The following is a 17,169-nucleotide window of genomic DNA, read 5'->3' on the forward strand; positions in this document are numbered from 1 at the left end:
CTTGCCGCGCGGGAGCCTTCAATAGGCGTATTGGCCAATCACCTGCCGCACCCTTTCCAATGCCACCCGCAACTGATCCAGCTCCACCGAGCCCAGGGCCAGGCGGATGGCGTGGGGCACCGGCGCGACGCTGACAAAGGGCTCGGCGGTGGACACCGAGACCTTCTCCCGCAGCAAGGCCATCGCCACCTGATCGGCGCGCACCTCCTCGGGCAACGGCAGCCAGAGAAAATAGGACGCCGGATGCCCGATGTACGCCAGGCCGGCCAGCACCTCCCTGGCCAGGGCCTGGCGGGCGGTCGCGTCCTGGCGTTTCTCGGCTTCCAGGCGCTGCACCGTGCCGTCGTCGATCCAGTTGCAGACCAGCGCCGTCATCACCCCGGGAGTGTTCCAGGTAGTCGCGCGGATCACCCGCTCGATCAGCGGCACCCAGGCCGGCGGCGCGACCACAAAACCGACCCGCAGCCCGGTGGCGACATTCTTGGAAAACCCCGACACATACACCGTCAGCTCCGGCGCCAGGGCCGCCAGAGGCGCGGGTGGATTCTCGGCGAGGAAGGCATAAGCGGCGTCCTCGATAATCAGCAGCCGATGCTGCCGGGCGATCCGCACCAAGCGCTCGCGCCACGCTAGGTCGAGCACCCAGCCCATGGGATTGTGCAGGGTCGGCATGGCATACACCGCCCGCACCCGTCGACTGCGACACAACCGCTCGAAAGCCTGCAGGTCGGGGCCGTGCTCAGTCAGGGCAATCGACACCAGTTCCACGCCATGGGCGTCGGCCACCACCTTGAACCCCGGGTAGGTCAAGGCATCGGTGGCCACCACATCGCCGGGCTTGAGCAGCGCCATCACCGTGGTCGCCAGGCCATGCTGGGCACCGCTGACGATCGACAGCCGGTCCGCTTCCACCTGCAACCCGCGACACGCCAGATGCCGGGCCACGGTGGCCCGCTCGTGGCTGCGGCCACTGTGGGGCTGGTAGCGCAGCAGCGCCTCCAGGTCACCGGAAGCCGCCAACTGGCGCAGGCCGCCGCGCAGCACTTCGGCCTGCCCGGGCAACGCCGGGTAGTTGAAATTGAGATCCAGGGTGCCCGCCGTGGTCGCCTGCTGGTCGATGCCCTGCCCCGGCGGCAACGCCGTCTCGCGGACAAAGGTGCCGCGCCCGGTTTCGCCGCTGATCAGGCCCATGGCCTCCAGCTCGGCATACACCCGCGAGGCGGTCACCAGGGCCAGCCCTTCCCTGGCGGCCAGTTCGCGGTGGGTCGGCAGGCGGGTGCCCGGCGGCAATGCACCGCCACGAATATCGGCGGCAAAACCATCGACCAGTTGTTTGTAGCGGGCACGGGCCATAGGGCAATGTATCCATGACAATATTTTGATTGTATTGCTTGGCACTCCTAGGATGGGGCCTGAGCAGCCCAGACGCAATCTCGCCCTGAAGCGCGGCGCTTACCCTTGAACAGAGCTGAGCCCCTGAATGGAACGGACATCGCCCCTGCCACACCCCAGCACACAAAAAGCCGCGAGCGGCTGGCTCAACGGCTTTATCGGCGTGCTGATTTTCAGCGGCTCGCTGCCGGCCACCCGGGTGGCCGTGCTGGAGTTCGACCCGCTGTTCCTGACCGTGGCCCGCGCCAGCATCGCCGGCGTCCTGGCCTTGTGCCTGTTGCTGCTGTTCAAGGAAAAGCGCCCGAGCAGAAACCAGCTGTGGCCCCTGGCGATAGTGGCCCTGGGCGTGGTGCTGGGCTTTCCGCTGCTGACCGCGCTGGCCTTGCAGTATGTGACCTCGGCCCACTCCATCGTCTTCCTCGGCCTGCTGCCCCTGGCCACCGCGGTGTTCGGCGTGCTGCGCGGCGGCGAGCGGCCGCGGCCGGTGTTCTGGCTGTTCTCGGTGCTGGGCAGCCTGCTGGTGGTGGGGTTTGCCCTGTCCCAGGGGCTGAGCGCCGCACCGGCCGGAGACATTCTCATGCTATTGGCGATTCTGGTCTGCGGCCTGGGTTACGCGGAAGGCGCCAAGCTCTCCCGCACCCTGGGCGGCTGGCAGGTGATCTCCTGGGCTTTGGTGCTGGCGCTGCCGGTGATGGCGGTGCTGACGCTGTTGCGTGCCCCATCTTCGTTTAGCGGCATCACCCTGCCCGCCTGGCTGAGCCTGGCGTACGTCGCGCTGTTCAGCATGCTGATCGGCTTTGTCTTCTGGTACCGCGGGCTGGCCCAGGGAGGGATCGCCGCCGTCGGCCAGTTGCAATTGCTGCAACCGTTCTTTGGCCTGGCCCTGGCCGCCACCCTGCTGCATGAACAGGTCAGCCTGGGCATGCTGGGAGTGACCCTGGCAGTGATCTTGTGTGTGGCCGGGGCGAGGAAGTTTTCGAAATAGCGGTTCGGCCCGCCTCGGCGAGACCGGGCTGGCCTGAGGTGTCCCCTCAGACCGGAGAGATGGTCGCCAGCAGACCAATCGCGATGGTCAGCGCCAAGAATCCAAACAAGAAAATCGCCATCTTCGCCATAAAGGCCTCCTGAACAATAGGTTTTCGCCAACGCGAAAAGCAGAACGCCGCCTCAGGCTCCAGCCGGCAGGCCGGTGCGCCTGAGGGGTGCGTCATTGTCAGGCCGGATCTGATCCCGATACAGATGCAGGTGACGAAGAAAAATACGGATCAGATGGTGACGAGTTCTATCGGCTCATGGGCCAAAGGTCCGGGGACAGGAGGCAAGGCCGAGATACCCCGCCCCAGGATTGCCAACGCCCACGCCTGCATGGCAGCGCGGGCAAGCGGCAACTGGGTTACTTGCGCGCCAGCTTGAAACGCACGCAATCGTCGTAAAAGCTCTGCCGCACCGTGGCCGGCTTGGCCCGCGAGGGGCTGTCGTAGGTCTGCTCGGTAATGCCCATGGCCATCATGCGCATCCAGCCCTTGCTGAACTTGTAGGTCTGCAACTTCTGCCGCGCGGCATACAGCGAAACCCCCGACAGTTTCAGCTCCTGCGCCCGCGCCGCCGTCCCCGCGCCCCAACTGCACACATACCGGTCACTGGCCGGCAACTCCTTGCCCTCGGCCGCGACAGCCACGCTGACCAAGGCGAACGAGGTCAGCGTCATCCACACATTGCGCATTTTTCGATCTACCTAACCACCTGAAATTAAAGTGATTTTGGCGGTGATTTAGCGCTTGCGGGGCCAGCACGATGCCTTGTCGGAGAAGGCAATATGCCGCTCTTTTAATGGCCACCTGCTCGCGCCGCGGCCGGCCTCGGGCAGCAACCACTGGCGCAGCGCCGCGATATTCGGTCGACAGTTTTCTCGGCAGGGATATCTAGGCCGGTAGCCGGCGCTAGCCCTGCGGCTGGCGCAGATAGGCAAACATATGCTGCGCATACTCGGCCTTGCCCAGCGGCACACCGTTATGCCGCAGGATGTCGTAGGCCGTGACCAGGTGGAAATAGAACTGCGGCGTCGCCCAGTTGCGGGCGTATTCTTCGCCGGTCATGTCGAAGGCGATGGCGTTGGGCAGCTCGATGGCCACGGCGCGCTGGCCGCTGCTCTCGATCAGTGCTCGATCCGCCTCGGCGAGGAACGCCAGGGTCTGCTCGATCAGTGCCTTGGCCTCGGCCATGCTGGCCGGCGCCGGCAACCCGGTCACCGGCAGGCCGCTGAGGCGCTGGACCGCTTCCCGGGCCTGGGTGCAGGTAAAGCGTACCTGCGCCGCCAGGTCATACATGTCCGGCGCCAGGCGCGCCTGCAGCAGGACCTGCGGGTCGAAGTGCCGTTCACGAGCATGCTCCTCGCCCTTGCTCAAGAAGCTGTTCAACGCCCGCAGCATCTGGGCGAAACAGGGGACGGTCATGGCATAGATCGACATACTTTCTCCTCGCAGGAATCAGCGGTGGACAAGGCGCAGGCAGCGCGCCCGGAGGCAGCGCGCTGAGAATCCTAGCAGATGGCAATCCGGCCCCGATGGCGGCAGAAAAGTACCCGTCCGCCGATCTGGCTGTTAAGGTGCGCCCCTGACGTAATACACCACCTGAACATGAGGAAAATGACCTTGAGCAGTGAAGCAAAAATGACCGGGGATCTGTTCGAAGTCGACAAGCGCCTGGGGCTCAAGCCCGTGGTGGACTTCAACACCTACCTGCGCACGGCCTTCGGCGACGGCGCATGCACCTGCGGTCGTTGTGTCGCCAGCGCGGGTGACGAGAGCGGTTATGCCTACCAGCACAGCTTCGACTTCGACGGCCGGGTGACCCACCGTCGCTTCGCCACCACCGCCGGCAGCGACGTGCTGCTGGTGCTGAAGAAGGCCTGGCTGTCCTACACCAAGGCCGAGCTGGAAGCCAGCGGCAACCTGGCGCTGGACACCGTCAAGGAATTCGTCGAGCCGCAGTTGCACAAGCGCCTGCTGCCGCTGCTGCTGGCCAGCGGGCTGGTCAAGGAGGTCGACGGCGACCTGCAGATACAGGCACAAGCGGCGGCCTGAGAGCTTCGCCAGGGCCCTCTCCAACAATAAAAAAGGTAAAGACACATGCACCCACTCTCCCTGCAAGACAGCACCGCGCCGGACGGCGTTTGTTTTGGTTGCGGCAGCAGCAACCCCCATGGCCTGCACATCAAGAGCCACTGGCATGAGGATGGGGTGCATGTGATGGCCGAGCACCTGCCGGACAGCCAATACTGCGGCTGGCCCGAGCTGGTGTACGGCGGCCTGATCGCCATGCTGGTGGACTGCCACTCGAACTGGACCGCCATGGCCTACCACTACCGCGCCGAAAGACGCGCCCTGGACAGCCTGCCGCGGATCAACTGCGTGACCGGCAACCTCGGCATCAAATTCATCAAGCCGACGCCGATGGGCGTGCCCCTGACCTTGCGCGCCAAGGTCGAAGGCGAACTCGGCCGCAAGAGCCGGGTGATCTGCGAGGTCTACGCTGGCGATGTGCTGACGGCGGTTGGCGACTCGATCTTTGTGCGGGTCGATACCGAGCAACTGGCCGCAACAGCCCACGGACGCGAAGCCTGAGCCGGCTCAGGCCAGCCGGGCATCCGCGTCCAGGCCGCGCTGCACAAACCAGGACAGCGGCAACGTCAGCAGCAAGGTAGCCGCCAGCACCATCACCGCGACGGGCACGCCAGTGACGTCCCCCAGGCTGCCGAACAGCACCGGCGCCAGCGCCCCGCCGCCGATGGTGCCGGTATAGAAAATCGCGAACGCCTGCTCGCGCTTGCCCGCCCCCGCCAGGTCCGGCACCGCGCCATAGAGCACCGACGAGGTGCCGTTCAACGCCAGCCCCAGCAGCGGCAAGACCACCATCAGGCCCAGATAGGGCAAGTACACCGCCAGCACGATCAACAGCGCCGTGGTGAACTCCGTGAGCCACACGGTTTTCATCATGCCGATGCGCGCGCCCAGGTAACCACACAGCAACTTGCCGAAGGCCCCGCCGACAAACAGCATCGTCAACGCCAGGCCGATGCCCGCCGTGCCGGCGCCCTTGGCTTTCAGCAGAAACGGCAGGAAGGTCAGGAAACCCATGCGCACCGCGCTGTCCAGCGTGCCGGTGACAATCAGAGCCCGCAGGCCGCTGGCCGAGCCTTTTCCGCTGACCGCCTTGGCGCTCTTCTCGGGCTTGGACGACTCCGCCGCCTGCGCCGGAATCAACCACCACAGCAACCCGGCGGCCGCCAGCCCGAGCAGCCCCATCAGGGTCACACTGGCGCGCCAACTGAGCAGCGTCAGCAACAGGCCCACCAGCCCCGGAATCAGGGTCTTGCCGATATCGCCGGAAAAGTTGTACTGCGCCAACGCCTGCTTGACGCCGCCACCGGCCTCATGGGTATCGGTGATCATCGACGACGCCAACGGATGCTGGGTACTTGCCCCCAGCCCACCCAACAGCAGGGCCAACAGCAATACCGTCAGGCCCCCGGCCTGCCCCGCCAGCAGATAGGCCATCCCCGCCAGCGCCGTGCCGCCCACCAGCAGACGCTCACGCCCCCAGCGCCTGGCCGCACGGCTGGCCAACAGCTGAAAGCCGGCCATCATCCCCGAATAAGCCCCACGCAACAGCCCGACCTGGGCAAAGCTCAGGCCGAACTGGCTTTGCCAGATGGGCAGCAAGACATAGATCAGGTCGGTCAAGCCATCATGGATGGCATGGGCTCCACAGCCGGCAAACAACGATCGACGACGGATCGAGGCTGCTTCGGCTGGCGGCTCGGTGAGAGCAAGTTCGTCCTTGAAGGTATTCATGGTGTCAGGCGCGCTGAGTGGATAGGCGCTGGCATTTAAGCAGGAACCCGGTGCGGCAGCATAGATGGGCTGGAGCGGCACCCACCGCCCGGGCATTCACTGGCTGGCCAGAATCGCCTGACCACCAGCCCGCAAGAATAAAGACTCGCCCTTCAAACCTTTCAGATTCCTCCCACAGTAATGCCCCGTCCGACTCAATAGGGTTGATGCCATCCCGCCTCTGGCCGGAAAACCGCAACGGATGGACAGGCAGAACCCTCGATGGCCCGCAACAGACTCCCCCCGATCAAGAGTCCCCCTTCCGGCGACGGGCACCACGTCACCTACCGAGACATGCCCCCCGGCGAACTGGCGGAACAAGACGCCAGGCAACACGCCTATGAGCGGATGCTGGCCCGCCAACAAGCCTATGCCGACAGCCTCGCCTGCCCACCCCGCAAGCAACAGGCGATGGCCGGCTGCACCTTTACCAAATCCTGCAAGCTGCCCGACGGGGTCATGGACTACCTCAGCCCATCCGGGGCGATCCCCACCGACGCCATCAAGGACTATGGCGAGCTTGTCTTGCTGGGTGGTCGTCGGGCGGACGCTGCGGGGAATATCCCGCTCAAGAAAATCAGCGGCGGCGCCCTTCCCGCCGCGCTGGGCAGCCTGGCGCTGGGTGGCGAGGCCATGGCGTCTGCCGGGGCTGGCGTGGCAACCAACGGAGTTGTCGCGGGTGCCCTGGCTGGCGTGGTGGCCATGCTCTGGCCGTCGAGCCTGGGCGATAGCGCCTTGTACACCCCCGAGCAACTCGACGCCCTGAAAGAAGGTCGCACCCGCGTGCGCCTGCATATCGAACAACGGCCCGACGGCACGCTGAAGGGCTACGGCTACAACACGCAAAAGCAGCGTGGCTGGGAAATGGTCCCGGTGGTGCGCTTCGTTACCAAAGGCCAGCAACAGGTGGCCGACTTCGGCGACGGCGTCACCCTGATCTGGCCCCCAGCAGTCAACCCGTCCAGCACATCCGGCATCCCCCCACTGGAGTCCGCGCCCCAGGCGCCGCACATCTGGATCTTTCCGCCCACCGAACAGGCGGACACCATCATCGTCGACCCGATCTACCCACCGGAGTACAAGGATTTCATCCTGGTGTTCCCGCCGGGGTCAGGGGTTCAGCCGCTCTATATCGTGCTGAGCGTGCGCAAGACGCCCGGTGTGGTTACGGGTCAGGGGCAGGATATAAATGGAGTCTGGCTTGCTGGGGCCGGCTCCGGGTTGGGCTCTCCGATACCCACGGAGATTGCTGATCAGTTGCGCGGGAAGGAGTTCAGAAGCTTTGATGCTTTTCGGAGAGCATTTTGGAGGACCGTTGGTGAAAACCCTACACTGTTCGGCCAGTTTAATCAGCGTGCCCAAAAGCGCCTAAGTACAGGTAATGCACCAGCTGTTCGCGATAGAGACGCAGTAGGAAAAAGAGGTACTTTCGAGTTGCACCATATTGAGCAAATTGCAGATGGTGGTGAGGTTTATAACGTAGACAATTTACGGGTAACCACACCTAAAAATCACATCAACATTCACAGAAATCGGTAGGCGCCACATGAAAAAAATCTCCGATTACACCGAGACCGAATTCGTTAACTTCATCCACAAGATACTCGTCATCAACGAAGGTGGTTCCGATAAAGACCTTGGCGAACTACTGATGCAATTCAGACAGCTTACCGAGCACCCAAACGGTACTGACCTTATCTTCTATCCAGAAGATGGGGCTGATGACTCCCCCGAAGGCATAACCAAGACCGTTAAAGAGTGGCGCAAGGCAAATGGGCTACCAGGATTCAAGTCGTGACGGTATTTCGCGCTGGGAAAGCCCCACTGAAATTCGAGATACACGGCGCACCTACAAACAGTGACGACGCTGTATTCGAGACAAAACTACCGACTCTCACTACAGAAATGCTGATGCCGATCATGGATTGGCAGAGCGAAGCAGACGCCGTACATAGCTACCTCCTCACCCAAGAGCAAGCCAGCGCCATAGAACGACTTACAGCCATCCCACTCCCCAAAGATCTGGAGCTGTACATCAGCTGCCACTGCTGACCAACGCTATATGACCGGCCTGACACACCCTCCATGAAGGAAAAACCATGTCCATCCTGGATACCCGAATCGTCAAAGAGTGGCGCAAGGCAAACGGCTTGCCTGGGTTCAAGGAGCCATAAAAGCAATGGCCGCCAAAAGTCGCCTGGATGAATACACCGAAGCTGAATTCATAGAATTCATGCAGGAATTATTCGCTGCAAACAAAGGGGCTCCTGATGAAGTCCTCGACCCGTTACTCGATGAGTTCGAGCGAATCACCGAGCACCCCGCCGGCTCCGACCTGATCTATTACCCCGAAAACGGCGCCGACAGCTCCGCCGAGGGCATTATCAAGACCGTGAAAGAGTGGCGCTCGGCCAACCACCTGCCGGGTTTCAAGGAGGCTTAAGGTGATGACCTCAAGGGGCAGTATTTCTGATTACACAGAGCAAGAGTTCCTTCAACTTCTGACAGATATCTGTGAGGTTAGCTGTCAGAGTGAGGACGACCACTCTGTTTTAGTCCGACACTTTCAGGAAATCTCAGAACACCCCGAAGGCTCAGATCTGATTTTCTATCCTGCTGACGATGCTGATGACTCGCCAGAAGGGATCTTGAAAACAGTCAAGGAGTGGCGCAGAGCAAACGGTTTTCCAGGTTTCAAGGAAACCTAAATCAATGGCCTTGAAGAGCCATTTCAATAAACCCACCAAAGCTGAATCAAGGACGATATGAATTTTTTCAGCCGTATCGCAGCTCTTTTTGACCGAGCCCCCAAAGAGCAGATTGCTGGCTACTCCCTGTCAGAACTCCAATCAATTTTCACCAAACCTCTGCCACACACCACTCCTGCCCTGCCCCTTCCACTGCGCGCGGTTTCTTTGGAAGGCACAGGCGTGCCGGCTTATTACGGGGCCTTGCTGATCGATGGAAGCGATAGGGATTCTTTCCAGGCCCTTATCGAATCCAGCTTCATCCTGACCCACGAGCGAAGCTTCAACGAGCTTCCCGTCAGGCAGTATGAAAACGCCCAGAACAACCAGCGCCTGATTTGCTTTATATCCAGCCGGGAATTCAACGCCGTCACGGTGCGCCTGGTAACCAACAGCACTGACTTCCTCGAGGCCATTCAGCACCAGCGTTTCGCCGTTCCGCCGCCCTGGATAGCCTTCGAGGGCTACAACCCGGCATGGTGGGGAACGCAGTTGCAAGGTGCCCAGGGCTACTACAACGACCAGTACTTCCTGCCGTTTTTTACCGGCTTGAGCGAGGCAGAGAAGCGGGTTTATTACGCCCGCTACACTGCCACGCAAGAGTGGGCTGCCAGCCTGGCGTTAATAGGTGATGAGTGAGAGAAGCTTGCAGACTGGGTATTGAGAACCCAGCTTTGTAGTGAGGTGCACGACGAGAGGACGGGGTGGCGTCCTCTCTTTTGGTAAGTTCGCGTGCTTACGCCAGTTCTGCTGTTTCAGTTTGCCTTTGACTGGCATGACTGATCTTGAACCAGATGGAGTACATCGCCGGCAGGAACACCAGCGTCATGATGGTTCCGACGAACGTGCCTCCGATCAAGGTGTAAGCCAGGGTCCCCCAGAAGACGGAGTGTGTCAGGGGGATGAACGCCAGGATGGCCGCCAGCGCTGTCAGCAGCACCGGGCGAGCACGCTGTACTGTGGCTTCGATCACGGCATGGAACGGATCCAGTCCTTCTTGTGCGTTGTGATGGATTTGTCCAATCAGAATCAGCGTATTACGCATCAGAATGCCCGAAAGTGCGATCAGGCCGACCAGGGCGTTGATACCAAACGGTTGCTGGAAGATGAGCAATGTCGGGACCACGCCAATCAATCCCAGCGGCGCGGTGAGAAACACCATGATCATCGCCGAGGTCGAGCGTACCTGCAGGATGATGATCAGCAGCGTGATGGCAATCATGATCGGGAGCAGCGGCAATATCGCCTGGCCGGCCTTGCCCGACTCCTCAATGGCCCCCGACTGCTCGATACGATACCCATCAGGCAGCTTGTCGATGACCGGCTGCAGCGCCTTCATGATCACGCTCGAGACGTCCGGTGGCTGCAAGCCTTCGGCAATGTCGCCGCGCACGGTAATGGTCGGGGTGCGGTCACGACGCCGAAGGATCGGATCCTCCATACGCACGCCGACTTCCCCTACCTGGGACAACGGAATCCGCTGGCCCGCCGTGCCCACGAGCGTAAAGCCTTCTATTTTTGCAGGGTCGAGCCGGATATCACCCGCAGCACGCCCGATCACCTGCACCGAACGAATGTCCTCACGAACGGCCGTGATCGGTACTCCCGCGAGCAGGAACTGCAGCTGCTGCGCGACAGCGCTGGACGTCAGCCCCACCGCCTGCAAGCGGTCCTGATCCAGGGTGAAATGCAGCGTCGGCGTTAGCGGGCCCCAGTCAGTGTTGACGGTTCTCATCAGGGGACTCGCCTGCATCACGTTCTGTACCTGGTCGGCGATCTCACGCAATGTTGATGGGTCAGGCCCCATCACCCGATAGGCGACAGGAAAGGGTGAATACGGACCAAACACCAGCTGCGTAACCCTGACACGCGCTTCTGGTGCAAGCCCTTGAGCAATGGCCTCACGCATACGGAACTTGAGGGCCTCACGTGCCTCCTGACTATCCGTCAGCACCACAACCTTGGCGAATGATGGATCCGGGAGCTCCGGCGCCATCGCCAGGTAGAAGCGCGGCGCACCTTGCCCGATATAGGCCGTGACGATTTTGGCTTCAGCCTGCTTTTGCAGCCAGGCCTCGATCTTGGCGGTGGTGGCGCTGGTCTGCTCGATGGAGGTTCCATAGGGCATTTGCACTTCGACCAACACTTCTGGACGGTCCGAGGTGGGGAAGAACTGCTTCTTGACCAGGCCCATGCCGAGAATCGCCACGACAAAGGTAGCGATAACGGTACCGGCCACCAGCCATTTACGGGCGATGACGCGCGTCAAGATCCGGCGGAAGCGGTTGTAGCCAGGGGTGTTGTAGATGGCCGCGTGACCCCCTTCGACCGTCTTGATCTTCGGCAACAGCTTCACACCCAGATAGGGGGTGAAGGCCACCGCCACTACCCACGATGCAATCAGGGCAATGCCCACGATCCAGAACATGTTGCTGGTGTACTCGCCGGCTGTCGACTGGGCGAAGCCATTGGGCAAAAAGCCGATAGCGGTCACCAGCGTACCGGAAAGCATCGGTGCGGCCGTATGACTCCAGGCATAGGCGGAAGCCTTGATGCGGTCGTAGCCCTCCTCCATTTTCACCACCATCATCTCGATAGCAATGATGGCGTCGTCCACCAGCAGTCCGAGCGCCAGAATCAGCGACCCGAGGGTAATGCGGTCAAAGTTCTTTCCGGTAGCCGCCATCACCACAAACACCACGGCCAGCGTCAGCGGCACAGCCGCCGCCACCACAATACCTACATGCCAGCCCATGCTGAGAAAGCAGACAAGCATAACCACCAGCAGGGCGACGAAGAACTTGACCATGAACTCGTCGACGGCCGAACTGATATTCACAGACTGATCGGTGACCTTGGTGAGCGTCATGCCCAGCGGCATGCCGTCATTGATCTTCGTCGTCTCCGCGTCCAATGCCTTGCCCAGGTCCAGACCGTTCCAGCCCTCACGCATCACCACGCCCAGTAACAGGGCCTCCTCACCGTTGTTACGCACGAGGAAGGTTGCCGGATCTTCATAACCCCGCTCGACCGTCGCCACGTCCGAGAGCTTCAGTGTTCGACCTTGGACCGCAAGAGGCGTGTCACGAATTTTCTGCACCTTATCGAAGGCACCGTCGAGGCGGAGGAAGACTTGCGGCCCATCGGTTTCAATTGAGCCGGCAGGCGTGAGCACGTTCTGATTGTTCAGCGCGGCAAAAATGTCCTGGGGGGATACGCCCAGCGTGGCCAACCGATCATGGGAGAAGGAAACAAAGATGCGTTCGGCCTGCTCACCAATGATGTTGACCTTCTTCACGCCCGGCACGTGCAACAGGCGCTGGCGCAACGATTCCGCATCACGCACCAACAGTCGCTGCGGCTCGCCTTTGGCTTTCAAGGCGAACAGCGCAAATGTCACATCTGCAAACTCGTCGTTGACCATCGGGCCAATCACCCCCGCCGGTAACTTGATGGCCTCATCGTCGAGTTTTTTACGCGCCTGATAGAACTCCTCCTGCACCTGGGAAGGCGGTGTGCGATCGAGCAGTGTCACCATGGTGAAGGCGAGACCCGGACGGGTGTAGGTTTCCGTGCGGTCGTACCATTTCAGTTCTTGCAGGCGTTTTTCAAGTGGCTCTGCAACCTGGTCCTGCATCTCCTGCGCCGTAGCGCCCGGCCACGCGGTAATGACCGTCAGTTGCTTGACCGTAAACGGCGGGTCTTCCGCACGCCCCAGCTGGAAAAACGACAGGATCCCTGCCACAGCGATCAGGAAGATCAGGAATACCGTGATCGAGCGCTCGCGAACAGCGATCGCCGAAAGATTGAAGCGCCCCTGGCTCATGGATGGCTCCCGGCAACCTTGATGTCACCCTGTTGAGCCAGCCTCACCTCCTCACCATCGCGCAGCAGATGTGCGCCTAAGGCGACAATCTGCTCGCCGGCCTTGAGATCGCCTGCAACTCGCGCTGCGTCGTCGCTCAAGCCCAGGACCCGGACAGGTCGCCAGGTCACCTTCGCTGGTTCGCCAGCAATGACCCACACGCCAGTGCCTTTGCCCGGGTCATAAACAGCAGCGATCGGCACTTGCAGCACCTGTCCATTGGCGGCGTCTTCGGCGATCCGAAGCGTGACGGTCGAACCTAACGGCGCATTGGCCAACGCGCCCTCAAGCACATACCGCGCCTCAAAGGTGCGCGTCATACGGTCGGCCGAGTCAGACAGCAGCCTCAGCCTCGCTGTAACAGCACCCGCGGTGTTGCCGTAAAGCGTCGCCTGCGCAGTGGATCCTGCTGCCGGGCGTAGCGTCTCGGGCAGGTGCACGATGGCTTCGCGCTGCCCGGCCCGCGCCAGTCGCACCACAGGCTGCCCTGGGCTGACGACTTGCCCGGGCTCGGCGAGCGTCTCCACCACAACGCCGTCGGAATCGGCAAACAGCACCGCATAACCGGAAGCATTGCGAGCCACGTCAGCCTGCGCTTGAGCAGCGCTGAGCTGCGCCTTTGCGCTATCAGCCGCGGCTTTGACCTGATCGTACGCCGATGCAGAAATAGCACCTGCGCCGACCAGGTCGCGATATCGGGCCTCATCATCGGCTGTCTGCCTGGCTCGGGCCCGAGCGGCCATGACCGACTCTTGCTGTGCTCGCGCCTGCAACCCCAGGTCGATGGGGTCGAGACGCATGAGCGGCTGACCTCGCTTGACGGTCTGACCCGTATCAACCAAGCGCTCAAGTATCTTGCCTGATACCCGAAAGCCCAGGTCGCCCTGGACGCGGGCAGCCACGACGCCAGTGAAGGAGCGTGAAACGTCGGACGCCCCCTGAACCGCAGAAGCCCTCACCAGAGGGGCATGGGTGCGTGGATCTTCAACGGTGGATGAGTCGCCACACGCCGCCAGGACTAGAGGCAACAAGCAAGCGGCAATGGGGACAGGTCGAGGCCGGCGCATAGGTTCCCTTACTGAACAATAGGACATGGCCCACATTCTCAGTACAGTGACCACATCTGTCAATAGTCACAAATTAACATCCATTGAGACTGCCAGCGATTACGCGAAAAACTCCGTATTCATTGAGTGTTTTTTGAAATACTGGTCAATGCTATTGATTGACAGCTTGTGACCATAACGTAATATGGTCACAAATATCCTCGATTGAAGGAACCTCAATGCCTCCCCTTCGCCCCCTTGCTCTTTTGGTGAGCGCCAGCTTGATGGCAGGCTGCGCGGTCGGTCCGGACTATCAACGTCCGGACGCTCCTCTCTCGGATCGTTACCTGGATCAGTCCGCTGTCGAGCTGAGGCCTGTAGCGACGCCGGCCAGTCTCGTGGCCTGGTGGGAAGGTTTTGGTGATCCGGTGCTAACCGACTTCGTCTCCAAGGCTCTTGAACAGAACCTGGATCTGGCGCAGGCGTCGGCGCGCGTTACGCAGGCACGGGCAGGATTGGCTGCGGCAAATGCCGCCTTGCTGCCCTCGGGAAACATCAGTGGCCAGGCCGCGCGCTCCTACCAATCCATCGAGACCCCGCTCGGCCAGGTGCTGAACTCGACGCCTGGCTATGATCGGTACGGAAGCGCCTACGAGGTTAACCTCGGTGCTGGCTGGGAGATTGATGTCTTTGGCGGCCTGCGACGCGGACGCGAAGCCGCACTCGCCGAGTACCAGGCCTCCGAGGCAGGCGCCGCTGCCACACGACTGGCCATCGCCGCGCAAACCGCCGATATCTACATCAGCATCCGCGGATTGCAGGCGCGGCTGGACATTGCGAATCGACAAGTCAAAACGCAGCAGGGACTGCTGGAGAAAGTCCGCTTGCTCTACGGCAAGGGCCTCGCTGCCCACTATCAGGTTCACCAGACTGAGGGAGCGCTATCGCAGGTCCAAGCGACAGTGCCGGTCCTGCAGACCGGCCTGGATGCTGCCATGAATGCACTGGATGTAATGCTCGGTACACCGCCGGGCACCCATCGCACGCAACTGGCAAATGCAGGGAGTATTCCTCTTGCGCCGCAGATAAAGGCCACGGGAACGCCGGCCGATCTGCTGCGCCGCAGGCCGGATCTCATCGTGGCTGAGCGCCGTCTTGCAGCCTCCAATGCACGCATCGGGGTGGCGATTGCCGAGTACTACCCGAAATTCTCCCTCAGCGCCTTGCTCGGTAGCGCCACGGCTGTATCCGGGGGCAACCTTTTCACTGGCGGCGCCAATCAGTCGGCGGGCGTACTGGGGCTGCGCTGGAGACTTTTCGACTTTGGCCGCATAAACGCTCAAATCGATCAAGCCACGGGACAAGAAGCCGAAGCCCTGGCCGCTTACCGTCAGTCGGTATTACGCGCCACCGAGGATGTCGAGAATGCCTTCTCCGCCCTGGTGAATCGGGACGCTCAGGCAGCCACCCTGACTGAAGGCGAGGCATCTCTGGCACAGGCTCGCCAATCGTCGTTCATTGCCTACGAAAAAGGCACGGCCAGCCTGATTGATGTTCTGCACGCCGACGAAACGATGCTTCAGGCTTCCGATGCCCGAGCGCAGGCGCGGACGGAATCGGCACGGGCGGCGGTCGCGGCATTCAAGGCGCTCGGTGGTGGCTGGCAACCTCCTGAGACCCGGTCCGTAGCGACTCGATGACTTGACCAGGCGACGTGGCGCTCCGACGAAACCGCTTCCCTCCAAGGGGAAATGCCAGGGATGTGCTTTAAAAGGCCGGGGCGTAACCTGCGCTCCCGGCCGGACAATTATCGTAGAACGGCGCTCTGTCTATCAGAAACGATAGCTGACGGAAGTGCCGAGCCCGCTCGCGCTGTTCTTATACTTGGAACTGTATGCGCCCCGGGTCGCGGAAGTATCGTTGACCCGCACACTCTCTTCCCACAGATAGGAATAAGCAACGTCGATCGTGACATTGTCCACCGGGGTCCAGCCTGCACCGAAGCTGATAACCGTTCGGTCGCCCGTTGGAATGCGTGGTCCACGATTGGTGTTGTTGGCGGGCGACTGGTCGACTGACAAGCCTGCCCGAAGAACCCAATGGTTGTTCAGTTGGTACGACGTACCGATAGCGTGCGCCCACGTATCACGCCAGTTCTGTTCTTCGGTAACAGTGCCCAGCGAGCCGCTCAACAAAGGGGGCAACCCCGTGTTCTCGATGGTCAGTTCCTTGAAGCGACTCCAGCGGGTCCAGGTGCTCCCCAGATACAGGGTCCAGTCATTATTGAGCTGATGAGTCACCGAGAAATCCACTGATTCCGGCGTATTCACATCCAGAGAAGCGTCATAGCTTCGGCCGCTAACCCCCAGCACGCTAAAGATGCCGTCGGTGACCTTGGTCTTGGCATCCAGGTGGTAACTAACCTTGGAGTGGTAGGTCAAGCCGAGGCGAGTTCGATCTGTAGCCTGCACCAGAATGCCGGCGTTGAAACCAAGGGCCGTGTCGTCGCCCGTGCTTTTGAGTTTTCCGTCGTTGCGACCAGGGCTGAGCGGATTGGGCACCATCCCGGACAACTCGCCGCTGATACGGTTGATGGTGGGGCCGAACCCGATCGAAACTGTGTCGTTAAAGGCATAGCTGATGGTGGGCTGGAACGTAAGGGTCGTGACCTCGCTTTTGTTGGCGTAGTAACGCCCCGCAAAGCCGCTGCCATAATCGGTGATCAGGCCAAAAGGCACATAAAACCCAACACCGAACGCCCAATGCTCATCAATGGGTTTGACGTAGTACCCCATGGGTACCGTAGTCGCAGGCACCATGTCGCCGTCTTCCTGGCCTCCGAATGTACTGCGGGTCTGGCTTATGTCGGACTTCGCAAAAAGAGTCGCCGCCCCTACGCTGGCTTGTTCTCTTTTCAGACGAGACATGCCCGCCGGATTGCCGAAGACCGTGCTCGCATCTTCAGCAGAGGAAGAGCGACCGGCAAATCCAGAGCCCATCCCGCTGATGCTCTGTTCATTGAGAGCGAAACCGCTCGCAAACACATGGGAAGATGCGAGCACAACAGCGAGGCCAAGTGGGCTCTTGAGCAATATTTTTTTCATTATTGGAACTCTATGGTTATCGCCGAGATGAAAGGGTAGAAACAACGGACGACCATATTTATTCACGTGACCATTTCAGTCAACAGTCACATTACGGATAAATAAATGCCCTTCGACGGTGGG

At 61.1% G+C, this 17,169-nt stretch carries 19 protein-coding genes; 11 read left to right on the plus strand and 8 right to left on the minus strand.

From position 1 onward, the window contains the following. Positions 1 to 18: 18 nt before the first annotated feature. Positions 19 to 1,353 carry a PLP-dependent aminotransferase family protein gene (locus NRG23_RS07415; RefSeq protein WP_257374254.1) on the minus strand — a complete coding sequence of 445 codons (1,335 nt, stop codon included), beginning with the start codon at positions 1,351 to 1,353 and terminating at the stop codon, positions 19 to 21. Between the two features lie 127 nt (positions 1,354 to 1,480). Between NRG23_RS07415 and NRG23_RS07420 the strand changes: the two genes are divergently transcribed. Further along, on the plus strand, positions 1,481 to 2,377 hold the full coding sequence (locus tag NRG23_RS07420) for a DMT family transporter (protein ID WP_028682221.1): 897 nt from the start codon (positions 1,481 to 1,483) through the stop codon (positions 2,375 to 2,377). A gap of 46 nt (positions 2,378 to 2,423) precedes the next feature. Here the strand turns inward: NRG23_RS07420 and NRG23_RS07425 are convergent, their stop codons facing one another. The 3 genes from NRG23_RS07425 to NRG23_RS07435 form a co-directional block, all read right to left on the minus strand. Further along, positions 2,424 to 2,603, minus strand: coding sequence for a hypothetical protein (locus tag NRG23_RS07425; RefSeq protein WP_025809700.1), 180 nt, complete (start codon positions 2,601 to 2,603; stop codon positions 2,424 to 2,426). Positions 2,604 to 2,785: 182 nt separating this feature from the next. Further along, positions 2,786 to 3,115: a hypothetical protein gene (locus tag NRG23_RS07430; protein ID WP_257374256.1), complete on the minus strand. Its 330-nt coding sequence runs from the start codon at positions 3,113 to 3,115 to the stop codon at positions 2,786 to 2,788. A 217-nt stretch (positions 3,116 to 3,332) separates the two neighbouring features. After that, a complete protein-coding gene (locus NRG23_RS07435; protein ID WP_101282166.1) occupies positions 3,333 to 3,860 on the minus strand; it encodes a DUF1993 family protein in 528 nt (175 codons plus the stop codon). A gap of 177 nt (positions 3,861 to 4,037) precedes the next feature. On the opposite strand from NRG23_RS07435, the gene NRG23_RS07440 reads away from it, so the two are divergent. Further along, positions 4,038 to 4,475 (plus strand): hypothetical protein, encoded by a 438-nt coding sequence (locus NRG23_RS07440; protein WP_009048311.1) that lies wholly within the window; start codon positions 4,038 to 4,040, stop codon positions 4,473 to 4,475. Between the two features lie 45 nt (positions 4,476 to 4,520). Then, on the plus strand, positions 4,521 to 5,015 hold the full coding sequence (locus NRG23_RS07445; protein WP_257374257.1) for a PaaI family thioesterase: 495 nt from the start codon (positions 4,521 to 4,523) through the stop codon (positions 5,013 to 5,015). Positions 5,016 to 5,021: 6 nt separating this feature from the next. Here NRG23_RS07445 and NRG23_RS07450 read toward each other — a convergent pair whose 3' ends face one another. Beyond that, complete coding sequence (locus tag NRG23_RS07450) at positions 5,022 to 6,245, minus strand: MFS transporter (RefSeq protein WP_257374259.1); 1,224 nt, start codon at positions 6,243 to 6,245, stop codon at positions 5,022 to 5,024. Positions 6,246 to 6,506: 261 nt separating this feature from the next. Between NRG23_RS07450 and NRG23_RS07455 the strand changes: the two genes are divergently transcribed. The 7 genes from NRG23_RS07455 (at position 6,507) to NRG23_RS07480 (ending at position 9,670) form a co-directional block, all read left to right on the plus strand. Beyond that, complete coding sequence (locus NRG23_RS07455) at positions 6,507 to 7,823, plus strand: S-type pyocin domain-containing protein (protein WP_257374260.1); 1,317 nt, start codon at positions 6,507 to 6,509, stop codon at positions 7,821 to 7,823. A 7-nt stretch (positions 7,824 to 7,830) separates the two neighbouring features. Further along, positions 7,831 to 8,082 (plus strand): bacteriocin immunity protein, encoded by a 252-nt coding sequence (locus tag NRG23_RS07460; RefSeq protein WP_038631509.1) that lies wholly within the window; start codon positions 7,831 to 7,833, stop codon positions 8,080 to 8,082. Between the two features lie 113 nt (positions 8,083 to 8,195). Then, positions 8,196 to 8,336, plus strand: coding sequence for a pyocin S6 family toxin immunity protein (locus NRG23_RS32800; protein ID WP_235184599.1), 141 nt, complete (start codon positions 8,196 to 8,198; stop codon positions 8,334 to 8,336). Positions 8,337 to 8,383: 47 nt separating this feature from the next. Then, positions 8,384 to 8,458, plus strand: a complete 75-nt coding sequence (locus NRG23_RS32805; RefSeq protein ID WP_115344063.1) for a bacteriocin immunity protein — start codon at positions 8,384 to 8,386, stop codon at positions 8,456 to 8,458. Positions 8,459 to 8,463: 5 nt separating this feature from the next. Next, a complete protein-coding gene (locus NRG23_RS07470) occupies positions 8,464 to 8,727 on the plus strand; it encodes a bacteriocin immunity protein (protein WP_038631508.1) in 264 nt (87 codons plus the stop codon). Between the two features lie 4 nt (positions 8,728 to 8,731). Beyond that, complete coding sequence (locus NRG23_RS07475) at positions 8,732 to 8,992, plus strand: bacteriocin immunity protein (RefSeq protein WP_038636525.1); 261 nt, start codon at positions 8,732 to 8,734, stop codon at positions 8,990 to 8,992. A gap of 57 nt (positions 8,993 to 9,049) precedes the next feature. Further along, on the plus strand, positions 9,050 to 9,670 hold the full coding sequence (locus NRG23_RS07480; RefSeq protein WP_257374263.1) for a hypothetical protein: 621 nt from the start codon (positions 9,050 to 9,052) through the stop codon (positions 9,668 to 9,670). Positions 9,671 to 9,767: 97 nt separating this feature from the next. On the opposite strand, the gene NRG23_RS07485 is transcribed toward NRG23_RS07480, so the two are convergent. Together NRG23_RS07485 and NRG23_RS07490 are read right to left on the minus strand one after the other, a co-directional pair. After that, a complete protein-coding gene (locus NRG23_RS07485; protein WP_124310860.1) occupies positions 9,768 to 12,857 on the minus strand; it encodes an efflux RND transporter permease subunit in 3,090 nt (1,029 codons plus the stop codon). Continuing rightward, the gene (locus NRG23_RS07490; protein WP_257375132.1) at positions 12,854 to 13,963 is read right to left on the minus strand and encodes an efflux RND transporter periplasmic adaptor subunit; all 1,110 of its coding nucleotides are present in this window, start codon (positions 13,961 to 13,963) and stop codon (positions 12,854 to 12,856) included. Before NRG23_RS07490 ends, NRG23_RS07485 begins: the two co-directional genes overlap by 4 nt. Positions 13,964 to 14,181: 218 nt before the next feature. Between NRG23_RS07490 and NRG23_RS07495 the strand changes: the two genes are divergently transcribed. Further along, on the plus strand, positions 14,182 to 15,642 hold the full coding sequence (locus NRG23_RS07495; protein ID WP_257374264.1) for an efflux transporter outer membrane subunit: 1,461 nt from the start codon (positions 14,182 to 14,184) through the stop codon (positions 15,640 to 15,642). A gap of 132 nt (positions 15,643 to 15,774) precedes the next feature. Here NRG23_RS07495 and NRG23_RS07500 read toward each other — a convergent pair whose 3' ends face one another. Further along, positions 15,775 to 17,046: an OmpP1/FadL family transporter gene (locus tag NRG23_RS07500; protein WP_257374266.1), complete on the minus strand. Its 1,272-nt coding sequence runs from the start codon at positions 17,044 to 17,046 to the stop codon at positions 15,775 to 15,777. Positions 17,047 to 17,169 lie beyond the last annotated feature (123 nt).

The organism is Pseudomonas sp. T8 (genome assembly GCF_024610635.1).
GTDB classification, from domain to species: Bacteria; Pseudomonadota; Gammaproteobacteria; order Pseudomonadales; family Pseudomonadaceae; genus Aquipseudomonas; species Aquipseudomonas chlororaphis_I.